Here is a 15,310-nt window from a genome sequence, read left to right as displayed (position 1 = left end):
ATCTCACCCTGTATATGCCTTTGAATATCCTCTAAAATTAATGTTTAGAAGCGTAAAAATCTAATTTATAGAGGATTTTTTCTAAAAGATAACCACCGATGTAGCCTGTAACCGTACATGACCAATCGAGAGGAATTAATGAAGAACGAGTCAACGTTAGCAACCAACGCCAACGTAAATTTCCTTATCGGTGGAGGTGAAATGGGGGCTAGGATGCGAGAACAGGATTGGTCAAAAACGTCCCTTGGGCCAACACAGCAGTGGCCACAAAGTTTGAAGACTGCCGTGCGAATTATGCTAACTTGCCGTCAACCGATGTTTGTTTGGTGGGGTGAGGAACTGATTAACCTTTACAATGACGCCTACAAAACTATTATTGGCGGCAAACATCCAGAAGCATTTGGGCAGCCAGCTTCATACGTATGGCGGGAAATATGGGATCAGGTTGGGCCTCGCGCCGAATCAGCGATGCTAAAGAATGAGGGTACTTACGACGAAGCGCTACTGCTAATTATGGAGCGCAATGGCTACCCAGAAGAAACCTATTATACTTTTTCATATAGCCCGGTTCCTAATGACCAGGGCGACACAGGTGGGATCATTTGCGCCAACACAGAGGACACGCAGCGAATTATCAGCGAGCGTCAGTTGGCACTTTTGCGCGAACTAGCGGCAAGGACAGCAGACGCGCGGACATTCGATGAAGCCTGTACACTAAGTGCAAGTTGTCTGGAGAGCAACCCTTACGATCTCCCGTTTGCCATGATTTATCTGGTCGATCCCGATAAACAGGAAGTTTTTCTGGCTGGAACGTGCCGCATTGGGCAAAACCACGTAGCAGTTCCAGAAACAATGGCTCTCGATGCTGATGGGGTTTGGCCCTTTGCGGAAGTGAGCAAAACGCATCAAGCCAAACTGATTTCCGATTTGGAAATGTCTTTTAGTAGTCTACCCTGTGGTGTTTGGCAGCGATCGCCCCATCAAGCGATCGCAGTACCCATTGCCGCATCTGGTCAAAGCGGAAAAGCTGGTATATTAATCGCTGGTTTGAACCCCTTCAGGCTATTCGATGACAATTATAAAGGATTCATTGATTTAGTTGCGGCTCAAATTGCCGCCAGCATCGCTAATGCTCAAGCTTACGAGGAAGAACGCAAACGCGCTGAAGCCTTGGCAGAAATCGATCGCGCCAAAACCGTCTTTTTCAGCAACGTCAGCCACGAGTTCCGTACCCCACTGACTCTGATGTTGGGGCCATTAGAAGACACCTTAACCACTTGTGCTACTCTGCTTCCAGCCAAAGAACGAGAGCAGCTAAAAATGGTGCAACGCAACGGACTTCGGCTGCTGAAACTGGTCAACAGCTTGCTAGATTTTTCACGCATTGAAGCCGGAAGGGTTCAAGCCTCTTATGAACCCACCAATCTTGCCACCTTCACCGCAGAACTAGCTAGTGTATTTCGTTCCGCAGTAGAACGGGCAGGGATGCAGTTATCAGTTAATTGTCCTACCCTGCCAGCACCAGTGTATGTAGATCGAGAGATGTGGGAAAAAATTGTTCTTAACCTGCTCTCGAATGCCTTCAAGTTCACGATGGCTGGAGAAATTGCGGTCAGTTTGCAGTGGTTAAATGACCATGTTGAGTTTGCAGTCAAAGACACAGGCATCGGTATCCCAGCAGAAGAAATCACCCACCTTTTTGAACGATTCCACCGCGTCAAAGGGGCGCAAGGACGAACTTTTGAAGGGTCAGGGATTGGATTATCACTGGTGCAAGAATTGGTGCAAATGCATGGTGGAACAGTTAATGTTACCAGTGTTCTCGGAGCAGGCAGTTGCTTTACTGTGTCAATTCCAACAGGATATACTCATTTGCCTCCAGATCGGATTAGTGCCCCGCGAACTTTAGCTTCAACTGCATTAGGTGCAACACCTTATTTAGAAGAAGCCCTGCGGTGGCTACCGGAAGAGGCAGGGGAGCAGGGGAGCAGGGGAGCAGGGGAGCAGGGAATAGGAAATAGGGAAGAATCTTACCTATCACCTCTCACCTATCATCTGTCACCCTCTCCTGCTCGGATTCTCTTGGCGGATGACAACGCAGATATGCGCGATTATGTTAAGCGGTTATTAAGTCAGCAGTATGAGGTGGAATCAGTGCCGGATGGTTTAGCTGCTTTGGATTCGGCTCGTGGACGTGTCCCCGATTTAGTACTGACAGATGTGATGATGCCTGGATTAGACGGCTTTGGACTGCTGCAAGCTTTACGAGCCGATCCGCTGACGCAAAAAGTTCCAATCATTCTGTTGTCGGCACGGGCGGGGGAAGAGGCACGGGTGGAAGGCTTAGAAGCGGGAGCCGATGATTATCTGATTAAACCTTTCTCTGCCCGTGAATTGTTGGCGCGGGTAGAGGCAGCCCTAAAAATGGCTCGTCTCCGCCAAGAAGCAATGGAACGCGAGCAAGGGTTGCGAATTGAAGCTGAGGTCGCCAAAGCACACCTAGAGACTGTTATCGCTGGTATTCAAGACCAGTTCTTTGTATTGGATCGAGAATGGCGTTATAGCTTTGTCAATGAACAGGTAGCAGAAATTGTTGGCATCCCCAAGGAAGAGTTGCTAGGTAAGATCATTTGGGAAGTGTTTCCCGATGTGGTTAAAAGCGAGTTTTATACTGAGGTTCATCGGGCGAAGGCAGAAAACACCGTTGTTCAATTTGAATACTTTTATGCGCCTTGGCAGCGCTGGTTTGAGAACCGCGTTTACCCCTTTGCAGAAGGAGTCAGCATTTTTGTTACAGACATTAGCGATCGCAAACAAGCAGAAAAAGCACTTCGTGAAAGCGAAGAAAAGTTCCGCAACATGGCTGATAATGCCCCCTTCATGGTTTGGGTGACAGATACTAATAGCTACTGCACCTATCTCAGTCAAAGCTGGTACGATTTTACAGGTCAGACCGAGGAAATGGGTCTGGGATTTGGCTGGTTAAATGCTGTGCATCCAGAAGACTATAATGACGTTAGGAATGTTTTTCTGGAAGCTAGTAGCAGTTACTCGGCCTTCCGTTTGGAGTACCGCTTGCGGCGCAAAGACGGCGAATATCGCTCTTGCATCGATGCCGCTAATCCGTGGTTTGGAGTGGACGGTGAGTTTAAAGGTTACATCGGCTCAGTAATTGACATTACCGAACGCAAAGTCGCAGAAGCCGAACGCGATCGCCTCCTGGAACTTGAGCAAGCTGCTAGAACTGAAGCCGAAAGAGCCAACCGGATTAAAGATGAGTTTCTAGCGGTACTTTCCCATGAATTGCGATCGCCTCTGAATCCGATTCTGGGTTGGGCGAGACTGTTGCAGACTCGTGAGTTTGACACAGCAGCCATAAAGAAAGCGATCGCAACTATCGAGCGGAATGCTCAATTACAAGCTCAACTAATTGAAGATTTGCTTGATGTCTCTCGAATCTTACAAGGCAAGCTCAACCTGAAGATGTTACCTGTCAACCTAGTACTGGTGATTGAGGCGGGATTGGAAACAGTCCGTTTGGCAGCAGAAGCTAAAAATATTCAAATTCAGACGATGCTGGATGCTTCTTTCGGGCAAGTTTTGGGTGATTCCGGTCGTTTACAACAAGTTATTTGGAATCTCTTATCGAATGCCGTTAAATTCACTCCGGAAGGAGGAAAAATTGATATTCAACTAGAGTGCGTTGACGCTGAAGCTCAGATTACCGTCAGCGACACAGGTAAGGGAATCAGCCCTGAGTTTCTACCTTATGTGTTTGAATATTTTCGTCAGGCTGATGGCACGACAACCCGAAAATTTGGTGGATTGGGGTTAGGGTTAGCAATCGTGCGTCATTTGACCGAATTACATGGCGGCACGATTCAGGCAGAAAGTTTAGGTGAGGGGCAAGGAGCTATTTTCCGAGTCCGGCTACCACTAATTAAAAAAGATTTAACCCCAAAACCAAACATAGATATTGCTGCACTAAATTCTTCTCCTCCGATTGAAATTCTGACAGGCATCCAAATCTTAGTTGTAGATGACGACGATGATACCCGTGACTTCCACACATTTGTACTAGAACAGGCTGGAGCAATGGTGACAGCAGTGACATCAGCAAAAGAAGCATTACAAATTTTGGCAGAGTCAGAATCAGATATGCTGCTCAGTGATATTGGGATGCCGGAGATGGATGGCTATATGTTAATGCGCCAAGTTAAAGCATTGCAGGCAAATCAAGCCAAACAAATTCCGGCGATCGCTTTAACTGCTTATGCCGGAGAAATCAATCAGCAACAAGCACTTGAATCAGGGTTTCAAAAGCATCTATCCAAACCCGTCGAACCAGATGAGTTAGTCAAGGCAATTGCAACTCTAATTGGTAGAACTGGAAATGTCTGAGTATTCAGTAGCAGTGCATAAAGCGTGTAAATATCTTTACACGAAGAATTGATAAATTTATTCGTGGAAGAAATACCAACATTAGATATTTTCCCCAAAATCATTCAATCGAACTTTTGCACAAATGCAAAATTCGCCCTCATCTCCCAACCCCTTCTCCCAATTTTGAGAGAAGGGGAGCTAATTTCAAAGTCCCTCTCCCAATTTTGAGAGAGGGATTTAGGGTGAGGACTTTTGATTTATGGCTTATATCATGTCCGCCTAATTAGTTATGATTTCCACAGTCATTGCACCCCACACGCCAGATGCTCCACTTGGGGAGACCCCAAGACCGCACTGGCTCCCCTTAATCCCCTCCCCGCTCTTCGGGAGGGGAGACGAAGCGTAGCTTTGGCGGGGTGGGGTTCTTCGGGTTTAGTAAGTAATCAAGCGAACATGATATTAATATATTAACTTGTTTCAAATATTTTGTTATTTCTTGAGATATATTTGTTTTTCAAAAGATATATTTATTTTGAATTAATTTAGTTAAAAACTGTTTCTAATCTGGCTGATTTAACCTTTATTTTGTAACTTAAATTGTTAATCTAACTCTTAAGTTTATTCCTTAATTGCACAAAATGTATCGGCAATTACTTGAGTAGTCAGTATAAATTTTAGTATGTGCTACTAAGTTGCTTACTCAGCTAAATTATTCAGTTTATTTAACTCATCAAATCTTCACGTAATTGAAGTATAGTTTATCTTTTAGACTAAAAATATTGGGAATAATAGAGTACATCGGATTGAGCAAATTCAAATTATTTAGCTATGAGCCAAATATGTCCTATCTCCAAAACCTGTGCTTGTCGCAATGTTGCACGCTGCCAGAATAAGGAGGCAGGTAGGCTTTTTCTCTGGTTTCCCGTTTCACATACCCTGATAAAAGTCACCTCCTATCTACAGCAGTTTGCCCTTGAGTATGAACTGATGCACGAACGACCAGGTTTGAGTTTGAATTGTAAACCTGGACAGTCCCTAGAAATTGCTCGTAATCTGGCCAAACTACTTGCACCAAGAGAATTAAAAGAGACGCAAGTCCTTTTCATTCAAGGTACTTTCCAACCTCAACTCCATGATTTTAGTGACATAGCCTCATTACAACGCTTCATTAAGTTGAACCAATCCGACTGGCTGGTTGAAATGCTGGCAACACAACGATTTACTAGTTACTTCCAACCAATTGTCTCAATTAAAGATACATCGCAAATTTTTGGGTATGAATCGCTCTTGCGAGGGCTGGATGAAGAAGGTAATTTAGTGCTACCGACACCAATTTTAGAGTTAGCAACCGAAGCCGGACTCATGGCACAACTCGACCAAGTTGCTCGTCTGAGCGCAATCACTCAATTCAGCCGCTATCAAGTGAATGGGCACATCTTTATCAATTTTGCACCAACGTCACTTTATGACCCAGCTTTTTGCCTACGTAGTACGGTAGAGGCAATTGATACTGCCGGAATTCCCCACGATCGCGTTGTTTTTGAAGTCGTAGAGTCAGACAATCCTCAAGATTTAGCCCACCTCAAGGCAGTGCTTCAATACTACCGGAATGCTGGATTTTTAGTCGCTCTTGATGATCTCGGTTCTGGCTATTCCAGCCTAAACTTGCTGCATCAGTTACGTCCAGACTTTATCAAGCTGGATATGGAGTTAATTCGAGATGTACATCAAGACCTTTACAAAGCATCGATTACCGAGAAGCTTCTAGAGATTACTCAAAAGTTAAACATCCAAACTGTTGCTGAAGGAATTGAGTGCATTGAGGAACTGAATTGGTTGCGAGAACGAGGTGCAAATTTTGCTCAAGGCTATTTGATTGCTAAACCCAGTGCAGCGCCTGTCACTACAACCCCTTACTTTGAGCAGATCGCATTAACTGTAGCATCGACACATTCTCAGCAGGTTGTGCAGCGTGTCCAACACCAAAGCGAGTCTGAGCGAATTGTTGCGGCTGTAACGCAGCGCATTCGCCAATCGTTGGAGTTAGACGAGATTTTGCAAACCACAGCAGCCGAAGTGCGACAACTGTTTGAGGTAGACCGAGTGCTGATTTACCAGTTTGAGCCAGACTGGAGTGGATTAGTCGCTGTAGAATCCTTAGCAGAAGGGTGTATGTCGATTTTTGGATTTCACGTCATGGACACGTGCTTTAAATCCACGCGTGCAGCTTACTATCAGCAAGGTAACACCAGAGCGATCGCAGATATTGAAACTGCGGGTCTATCATCGTGTCATGTTGACCTCCTTAGAAGTCTGCAAATCCGGGCAAACCTTGTCGTACCAATTTTGCAGCAAGAGCGTTTGTGGGGATTATTGATTGCTCACCAATGCCGTCAGCCTAGACAATGGCAGCAATCAGAGATTAACTTGTTTAACCAGTTAGCAGGTCAAGCTGCGATCGCTATTCAGCAATCAGAACTTTACCACCAATTACAACAAGCAAACCAGGAATTACAGCGTCTTGCCTGTTCCGATGGTCTAACCCAAGTGGCAAATCGACGCTGCTTTGATGACACGTTAAACACGCAGTGGCAATGGTTGGCACGAGAGCAAGGTTCGCTATCTTTGATTTTGTGTGATGTCGATTACTTTAAGCTTTACAACGATACGCATGGGCATCTGGCAGGAGATGATGCACTTAGACAGGTTGCTAAGGCAATCTCTCAGACAGTTAAACACCCTGCTGATTTAGTGGCTCGTTATGGCGGAGAAGAGTTTGCAGTTATTCTGCCGAATACTAATATTGAAGGGGCCATTGCAGTTGCAAGAGATATTCAGATCAATGTTAGTGCATTACAAATGCCTCATCCCCATTCTCAAGTCAGTGAATTTATTACCCTAAGTCTTGGTGTAGCAACCATCACTCCTCATAGTCAATTATCTCCTGCAACCTTAATTGCTGCTGCTGACCAAGGACTCTACCAGGCAAAAGCACAAGGAAGAAATTGTGTGGTGCAGATGGATTGTAAGAATGCTGATGCTAAATAATCCTCTTTTATCCCGTCTACCAGCTTTCGTTGGAAGGATAATCATTTCCCCCTGACAGTGCCAGTAAATCTTTTTCACAGCTAGCCGTTCCTGAAATGATTTTTTAGGAATCCCAATGGAACAAAAACCTTTTCTCAATTGGCTAAATTCAAGGGTAATCATCTTCAGCATCGCTTAAATAAAGCGGCATCAATAATTAAAGGTTTGTAGTGAGTTCAAATGAGGGCTGAAACCCTCACTAAAAAATAATCTCAAGATTTTTACATTACTTAATTTACTTCGATTTATTCTCACTTACTTAGAGTTGGTGAAGATAAAACGAAAATTGAACATGTGAATAAAATGTTAATGGCTTGACAAGGTGTGATTATATGAAATAATAATCATCTATGTATAGAAATACTTGATGTTATCAATATATTTTCATATACAACTGTTAAATTAATTCAGTTTTCTGTTCATATATGAATATATTAATTATTTTGGCTGAAGTCAGCTTGATAATCTTTGTTTTTTTATTACTGAACTGGGTTTTCAGCAAATTATTCAAGCTATTTACTAAAACCTTTATACCTAAAAGCGACAATAGAAGTATCAAAACCCTCCGCCGAAATATCACAGGGTTATTGTTACTTGCTTGCGTGGTGTCGTGCATTATGATTGTGGGTGTTAATGCTTATCTAGTTTATCAGGGCGAAAACCTTCAGCAATACACACTGTTGTTGATTGAGCGTATCCCATCAGGATTTTGGGTGACATTAGGAATTGGCATAGCTCAGAGTCTTGGCACTTTGATTTTAGCGGCGATCGCGCTGAAATTTCTAAAATATTGGCTCAAGGTAGCTAGCGCTCGCACTAAGAACTTAGAAAAAAATACTGCTGACGATGAAAGTATTGATGCTTTCTTTAACGCCTTCTATGACAGAATCAGTGGTGGAATCTGGTTGTGGGCTACCATCTTGTGTGCCCATTTTCTCAAATTGCCAGCAACGGTTTCGGAATATTTGTACATTGCGCTGCGAATCTATCTAATCATGGCCGTCGGCTTGCTTATACTTAAAGCAGTCGCTGCGATCGTTGATAGCCTAGATGCTCTCAGCATCAGATACTCCAATCCTGATAACCTGCTAAGATTCTATGATCGCCTCCGACACCTGATACCTTTTTTAAAGCGCTGCTTGGAATTTGTCATTTATGTCTGCATGGCAACATTGGTGATTCAGCAGGTGCAGTTAATAGCCAATGTCGCAACTTTTGGCCCGCGAATTATCAAGATAATTGGTATCATCTTCATTAGTCGCGTGTTGTTTGAGGTCGTTTACTTACTTATTGAAGAGGTGCTGTTCAAAGAGCAGAATCTAACTGATATTCAAAGAAGTAGACGCCTGACGCTCGTTCCTCTGTTTCGTAGTTTCTTACAATACTTAATTTACTTTGGTGCTACAGTTTTCATTCTCTATGCCCTGAGTATCGATCCAACTCCCATACTTGCGGGTGCTGGTATTGTCGGCATCGCTGTAGGTTTAGGGGCACAAACACTAATTAATGATATTGTCTGCGGCTTCTTTATTTTGTTTGAAAATTACTACTTAGTAGGTGACTATATTGAAGCTGGAAAGGTTGAAGAAAAAGTTGTCGAAGGTATTGTCGAGGCAATTGAACTCAGAACTACTCGTATTAGACATCCTAATGGTCAATTGCAGATTATTCGCAATGGCGATATTGGCTCAATTACTAATTACTCCAAACAGTATATTTTTGCAGTAGTAGAAGTTGGCGTGCCTTATGATTCCAACTTAGCGCATGTTTACAAAGTCATTGAGGAAGCGGGAGAGCAGTTAAAAGCAGACTACCCAGATGTACTCGAAGCCACACAAGTGGATGGAGTCGAAAGCCTGGGAGAGTCTAACTTGTTGCTGCGGACATTGACGAAAGTAAAGCCAGGAAAACATCTTCAGATTCAGCGCGTTCTTCGGAAGATTTTTACCAATGCACTGCTGCGGGAAGGAATTGTAATTACCGTGCGCGCTGAAAGTGCCGAAGGTTAATTTGGCACTTTTTTCTACATTAGATTAGGCGGATTTATACCACTGCAATTGGCTTTATAGTAGAGGCACTACGCCGACGACGCGATCGCAACATTGAAGTGTCTAGATGCTGAAGTTTCGGATTGCGTGGCAGTTGAAGATTCTATCAGTGGGGTAAGGGCTGCCGTTGCTGCTGGAATTGGGCGGATTATCGGTTATGTAGGGGAAATTCATCTAAGCGAGGATGAACGAAAAAGCCGTGCAGATGCTCTTGAGTCGGCTGGTGCCGAGCAAGTTATCGAGCGGATGCACGATCTGATCGGGCTATTGTAATCATGGTAACAGCAGGTGTGAAAAATCAGCTTTTATCAAGAATAGCTTGGGCGACAACTTCATCGGTGATCAGTCCCGTAATCAACTTGCCACGCAGAGCCGCCAAAATTGACTCCACCTTTTTCACACCTCCTGCAATACCGATAATCAGCCGTTGGGCAGTTTGTTCGAGCGGGACACCGGCAACTCGGCTGTTAGTTGCACCTTGAATTAAGACTCCTTGGCGATCGTATGCCCATCCTGCAATTTCCCCAACTGCCCCCAGTTCAATTAATTGGGTCACTTCATCGTCATTAATGAATCCGTCTTGGTGTAACGGTGCATTCCAATCAATTGGGCTAATACCTACAAAGGTTGCTTTGGCTTGCTCCACAAGGGTTTTTACGGTGATAAACGATCGCTGAGTTTGCAAGAGTTCTCGTTCTTCAATACTGGTTGCTACGACTGGAGTTGGAACTGGATATACTTGGGAACCAACGCGATCGGACAAATGCATCACCACTTCATAACGACCTGCACGCCCATATTGAGACATATTCCCAACTATTGAGACAATCTTATGCTGAGGTTGATTCATGGATGGGATTTGCTCCACCATCGATCGCAAAGTCCGACCGGTAGAAAATGCCAGGATTGTTGGAGTTTTAGCAACAAGGTATGTCTCTAAGTGAGTGGCAGCACATACAGCAATTCCGTTGAAGGTATCGCTACTCCCTGCATCACTTGGAACCACTTCACAAAGCGATAGTTCAAATTTGTCTCTGAGCAATTCAGCTAAAGCAATACACTCATTCAGAGGATGATCGAGGCGAAATTTGATCAGTTTTTCACTCACCGCTAGTGCGACCAAACGCTGTGCCGCCTGCCGGGACACGTTCAACTTTGCGGCAATCTCTTCCTGTGTGTTTCCTGCAATGTAGTAGAGCCAAGCTGCGTGAGCTGCTTGGTCTAACTTGCGAGTCCGAAGGGACAAGCCACGCTCTAAGAAGGGTTCTTTCATATTGCACCTATAGGAAGTATGCATCCCCCAAAGAGTAGATAAGGTATTTGAATATCTGCTCAAGGACACATTTTTTGCTCAATCATTTATGTATACGTTATCACATTCTAAGTTAATAAAAGTGGTCTGAAATAAACTCAAGCGCAGCAAAACATTGCAGTAATAATCCTGGAGGCTGACAATATTACTACAGCAGATTGCAAGTAGATAGAGTACACCCCTCTCCTTACCAAGGGGAGGGTTGGAGATAGGACGGGTGGGGTGGTGGGTGTACTTCATTTAGATGAAAAGTGCTGTAATTTGGCAATACCCGTTTTCCCTATTGCCCGCCAGTAAGCTCCAAATTAAAGCCCGTAATGTAGCTTGCTTCATCGCTCATGAGAAATGCCACACTGTTGGCAACTTCTTCAAGGCTCCCTAAACGCCGCATCGGTACTGAATTAATCATTTGCTGTTCTACTACTTGAGGATCGGCATCAAAGTACTGTGACCTTACACCCGCCTGCAATTGAGTCTGTCGCGTCCACATTACACCAGGGCCAATCAGCGAAGGCGAAAGCGCATTCACCCGAATGTGGTAGGGAGCCAAGTCTTTTGCTGCTGTTTGAGTTATGCCAATTACAGCAAACTTTGAGGCTGAGTAAGCGATCATATTTGGAGGGCCGACTACTCCTGCATAGCTTGCCATATTAACGATCGCTCCTCCACCCGATTTGCGTAAGTGTTGTGCCGCCGCCTTGAGAACGTGAAAAACTCCGACAACATTGATGTCAATTACCTTTTGAAAATCCTCTTCGGGATACTCGTCGGTTTTGGCAAACACTCCTTGATAACCCGCATTGTTAAAAACATAGTCGATCCGCCCAAATTGCTCTACAGCAGCAGAAAAGGCTTGAGCAACCTCATCAGAAACGGTGACATTGCAGCAAAACGTAGCAACTGGAATTTTATAAACTTCTAATTCGTGAGAAACCTCTGCCATCTTCGCTGCGTTTAAGTCTAGAAGTACTACACCTGCACCATCTCCGGCAAAACGCTGTGCAGTAGCCCGACCAATATCACCAGCACCGCCCGTAATCAAGATGGTTTTGCCAGCAAAGTGATAGCTTGCTTTAGCTGCCATATCTTCAAACCCTTGTGAATATATATTGCAAATAGTATTTAACTGCTCAGTATTTAATATCAGCTAGTATGATTCAATTATTGGGACTTTGCCCAATAGTAGAGCATAAAATCATTTTTTTCTATGATTTTAATACTAAAGGAGCTGTGCGATGCGTATGCCTCGCTTCGCTAAAATCTTGGTTTCATTCCTCCTTGGAGTAATGCTGGCACAGCTGCTACATGGCTGTGTGGGTTCGCAAGCAGCAGCGAAAACAAGGCTGACGATCGCTACTGTCAATAACGGCGACATGGTGGTTATGCAAGGGCTTTCCCGCAACTTTGAACAAGCCAATCCAGATATTCAACTGCGGTGGGTTGTCTTGGAAGAAAACGTCTTGCGCCAACGCACCACCACAGATGTTGCTAGCCAGGGTGGACAATTCGATGTCCTGACAATCGGTTCCTATGAAACGCCGATTTGGGCAAGACGGGATTGGTTAAAACCATTGGATCTCCCCGCAAGTTATGACGTGAATGACCTGATAAAACCCATCCGAGAAGGGCTTTCCAATAACGGCAAACTCTATGCTGTGCCTTTCTATGGGGAGAGTTCCATGCTGTATTACCGAAAAGACTTGTTTGAAAAAGCAGGGATTACGGTTCCTGATCAGCCAACCTATCCCCAAATCAGAGAATGGGCGAGTAAGGTTCACGATCCAGCGCATGGAGTCTACGGTGTTTGTCTACGCGGAAAACCAGGTTGGGGCGAAAACATGGGGTTTGTGTCCACATTGGTCAACACCTTTGGCGGACAGTGGTTTGATATGAAGTGGCAACCCACTATAAATACTCCAGCATGGAAACAAGCGATCGCTTTCTATGTCGATTTGCTCAACAAATATGGCCCACCGGGTGCTAGTTCCAATGGATTCAATGAGAATTTGGCACTATTCTCAACGGGTAAGTGCGGTATGTGGGTAGACGCAACCGTTGCCGCCGGGCTGTTATCTAACCCAAAAGAATCTCAAGTTTATGACAAAGTTGGCTTTGCCCGTGCGCCAATTGAGAGATATCCAAACGGCTCGAATTGGCTCTGGGCATGGGCATTAGCGGTTCCAAAAACCTCAAAATCTCCCGAAGCCGCTCAAAAGTTTGTTGCTTGGGCAACCTCTAAGGAATACATTCAATTAGTTGCTAACCAAAGTGGCTGGGTTGCTGTACCACCAGGTACGCGGACTTCCACTTATAACAATCCCAACTATCAAAAAGCCGCACCGTTTGCTTCGATTGTGCTGAGGTCGATCCAATCTGCTGATATTAGCCGTCCAGCCGCACAACCAACCCCTTACAAGGGTATTCAATATGTAGATATTCCCGAATTTCAGGCGATCGGTTCTTCGGTCGGGCAAACTATGGCAGCAGCACTAACCAACCGCCTTTCAGTCGATCAGGCGTTGCAGCAATCGCAGAGTTCGACTGAACGGTTTATGAAACACACCGGATATATTGAGTGAACTCGGAGTTCCCCTCAACGACCCTTTTTAAGGGGGATTTAGGAGGATCTAAATCTGACGGAGAAGTTTGAAAATAAGCCAATATCTGTCTATAAAACTTTCACAATCTAAAATCCAAAATTTATCAGGCTATGTCTTCTTCAGTAGCTGTAACGCGTCACCACGAAACGCCACCCACTAGGCAACGAACAAAGCGACAGGCATCAACCTTACCCCTGGTTGCGCCTTCTGTGATTGCCTTGCTGCTGTGGATGATTGTGCCTCTGGTGATGACACTATGGTTTTCCTTTCAGAGGTATAACCTGCTCAATCCAGAAGCACGCAAATTTATTGGAATTGAAAATTTCACGTTCATCTTGAGCGATCCAGGTTTATGGACTTCGATCGCCATCACAATAATTCTGGTTGTGTCGGTTCTGGCGATCACAATTGCTCTAGGCACACTTCTAGCAATCCTATTTGACCAAGACTTTTATGGCCAGGGGATTGCGCGGGTGCTAGCGATTTCTCCGTTTTTCGTCATGCCTACAGTCAGCGCCTTAGTCTGGAAGAATATGCTGATGCATCCAGTAAATGGACTGTTTGCTCAATTCACAAGAAGTTTGGGTTTGGGGGCGATCGATTGGTTTGCAGATTTTCCCCTGCTTGCCATCATTATCATTGTTTCGTGGGAATGGCTTCCCTTTGCTCTGCTGATTTTATTGACGGCAATTCAATCACTCGACCATGACCAGCTAGAAGCAGCCCGGATGGATGGAGCAAATGCGATCGCTCTATTTCGTTTCGTCATGCTACCGCATCTGAGCCGCGCCATTGCTGTAGTCGCCATGATCGAAACGATTTTCTTTTTGACTATCTTTGCAGAAATCTTCGTGACTACAGGTGGCGGCCCCGGAGTGGCAACAACCAACCTTGCCTATTACATCTTCCTGAGAGCTTTGCTGGAATTTGATGTCGGCGGAGCCTCGGCTGGGGGATTAATCGCAGTAATTCTTGCCAACATTGTGGCAATTTTTCTAATGCGTAGTGTTGCACGTAATTTGGATACATAACTATGGCACAAAAAACTTATCGCCGTTGGCTATTTACCTTGCTCGGTTGGTTTGTTGCTTGCAGCTTGTTTTTCCCGATTTTCTGGATGTTTCTCACCAGTTTCAAAACGGAGGTGGCGGCGGTTGCAACTCCTCCTCAGCTATTTTTCCTGCCGACATTGGAAAATTATGTGGCGATCCAAGATCGGGCAAACTATTTCAACTATGCCCTCAACAGTGTGGCGGTTTCACTCGGATCGACCATACTTGCGCTGCTACTTGCCGTACCTGCCGCTTATGCGATGGCGTTCTTCCCAACGAAACGCACTAAAAGCACCTTACTGTGGATGCTTTCTACTAGAATGCTGCCACCCGTTGGTGTGTTGGTGCCGATTTACATCTTGTGTCGCAACGCTCGTTTGCTGGATACCCGCATCGGTTTAATTATTATTTACACCTTGATCAATTTGCCAATTGTCGTCTGGATGATTTATAGCTTTTTTAGGGACGTTCCCAAAGATATCCTGGAAGCCGATCGCATGGATGGGGCAAACACACAGCAAGAACTGATTCATGTTTTACTGCCACTGGCATTACCTGGAATCGCTTCCACAGCATTACTTTCAATTATTTTGTCCTGGAATGAAGCCTTCTGGAGCCTCAACCTTACAACAGCTAATGCCGCTCCTTTAACTGCATTTATTGCTTCATTTTCCAGCCCTCAAGGATTGTTTTGGGCAAAACTTTCGGCAGCATCAACCCTGGCGATCGCACCTATCCTGATTTTCGGCTGGCTGAGTCAACGGCAATTAGTTAGGGGTCTGACGTTTGGTGCTGTGAAATAATCATCTGCTTTTCTTAAACTCTTTA

Annotated in this window: 9 protein-coding genes; 7 read left to right on the top strand and 2 right to left on the bottom strand. The window is 44.8% G+C overall.

Features of this window, described 5'->3' with window-relative positions; genetic code table 11:
* Window positions 1-138 precede the first annotated feature (138 nt).
* The 4 genes from RMY27_RS15180 (at window position 139) to RMY27_RS15165 (ending at window position 9,791) form a co-directional block, all read left to right on the top strand.
* Window positions 139-4,401 (top strand): ATP-binding protein, encoded by a 4,263-nt coding sequence (locus RMY27_RS15180; RefSeq protein ID WP_322664509.1) that lies wholly within the window; start codon window positions 139-141, stop codon window positions 4,399-4,401.
* An 810-nt stretch (window positions 4,402-5,211) separates the two neighbouring features.
* Window positions 5,212-7,431 (top strand): EAL domain-containing protein, encoded by a 2,220-nt coding sequence (locus tag RMY27_RS15175; RefSeq protein ID WP_322664507.1) that lies wholly within the window; start codon window positions 5,212-5,214, stop codon window positions 7,429-7,431.
* A gap of 464 nt (window positions 7,432-7,895) precedes the next feature.
* Entirely contained in the window at window positions 7,896-9,479 is a 1,584-nt protein-coding gene (locus tag RMY27_RS15170) for a mechanosensitive ion channel family protein (protein WP_322664506.1), read from the top strand.
* 126 nt (window positions 9,480-9,605) lie between these two features.
* On the top strand, window positions 9,606-9,791 hold the full coding sequence (locus RMY27_RS15165) for a hypothetical protein (RefSeq protein ID WP_322664505.1): 186 nt from the start codon (window positions 9,606-9,608) through the stop codon (window positions 9,789-9,791).
* Window positions 9,792-9,816: 25 nt separating this feature from the next.
* Here the strand turns inward: RMY27_RS15165 and RMY27_RS15160 are convergent, their stop codons facing one another.
* Together RMY27_RS15160 and RMY27_RS15155 are read right to left on the bottom strand one after the other, a co-directional pair.
* A complete protein-coding gene (locus RMY27_RS15160) occupies window positions 9,817-10,791 on the bottom strand; it encodes a sugar-binding transcriptional regulator (RefSeq protein WP_322664503.1) in 975 nt (324 codons plus the stop codon).
* A gap of 319 nt (window positions 10,792-11,110) precedes the next feature.
* The gene (locus RMY27_RS15155) at window positions 11,111-11,914 is read right to left on the bottom strand and encodes an SDR family NAD(P)-dependent oxidoreductase (protein ID WP_322664501.1); all 804 of its coding nucleotides are present in this window, start codon (window positions 11,912-11,914) and stop codon (window positions 11,111-11,113) included.
* 151 nt (window positions 11,915-12,065) lie between these two features.
* Between RMY27_RS15155 and RMY27_RS15150 the strand changes: the two genes are divergently transcribed.
* The 3 genes from RMY27_RS15150 (at window position 12,066) to RMY27_RS15140 (ending at window position 15,285) form a co-directional block, all read left to right on the top strand.
* Window positions 12,066-13,409, top strand: a complete 1,344-nt coding sequence (locus RMY27_RS15150; RefSeq protein ID WP_322664499.1) for a sugar ABC transporter substrate-binding protein — start codon at window positions 12,066-12,068, stop codon at window positions 13,407-13,409.
* A gap of 131 nt (window positions 13,410-13,540) precedes the next feature.
* A complete protein-coding gene (locus RMY27_RS15145; protein ID WP_322664497.1) occupies window positions 13,541-14,461 on the top strand; it encodes a sugar ABC transporter permease in 921 nt (306 codons plus the stop codon).
* A gap of 2 nt (window positions 14,462-14,463) precedes the next feature.
* Window positions 14,464-15,285 carry a carbohydrate ABC transporter permease gene (locus tag RMY27_RS15140; protein WP_322664495.1) on the top strand — a complete coding sequence of 274 codons (822 nt, stop codon included), beginning with the start codon at window positions 14,464-14,466 and terminating at the stop codon, window positions 15,283-15,285.
* The last annotated feature ends 25 nt before the right edge of the window (window positions 15,286-15,310 follow it).

Source organism: Nostoc sp. DedQUE09, assembly GCF_034530915.1.
Taxonomy (GTDB): domain Bacteria; phylum Cyanobacteriota; class Cyanobacteriia; order Cyanobacteriales; family Nostocaceae; genus Nostoc.
The sequence above is the reverse complement of the archived record's forward strand: the minus strand, read 5'-3'. Positions and strand labels throughout refer to the sequence as shown.

Coding starts and splice junctions, on each gene's coding strand:
- RMY27_RS15170 (WP_322664506.1), top strand. CDS start 7,896: ATGAATATATTAATTATTTTGGCTGAAGTCAGCTTGATAATCTTTGTT.
- RMY27_RS15140 (WP_322664495.1), top strand. CDS start 14,464: ATGGCACAAAAAACTTATCGCCGTTGGCTATTTACCTTGCTCGGTTGG.
- RMY27_RS15145 (WP_322664497.1), top strand. CDS start 13,541: ATGTCTTCTTCAGTAGCTGTAACGCGTCACCACGAAACGCCACCCACT.
- RMY27_RS15155 (WP_322664501.1), bottom strand. CDS start 11,914: ATGGCAGCTAAAGCAAGCTATCACTTTGCTGGCAAAACCATCTTGATT.
- RMY27_RS15175 (WP_322664507.1), top strand. CDS start 5,212: ATGAGCCAAATATGTCCTATCTCCAAAACCTGTGCTTGTCGCAATGTT.
- RMY27_RS15160 (WP_322664503.1), bottom strand. CDS start 10,791: ATGAAAGAACCCTTCTTAGAGCGTGGCTTGTCCCTTCGGACTCGCAAG.
- RMY27_RS15180 (WP_322664509.1), top strand. CDS start 139: ATGAAGAACGAGTCAACGTTAGCAACCAACGCCAACGTAAATTTCCTT.
- RMY27_RS15150 (WP_322664499.1), top strand. CDS start 12,066: ATGCGTATGCCTCGCTTCGCTAAAATCTTGGTTTCATTCCTCCTTGGA.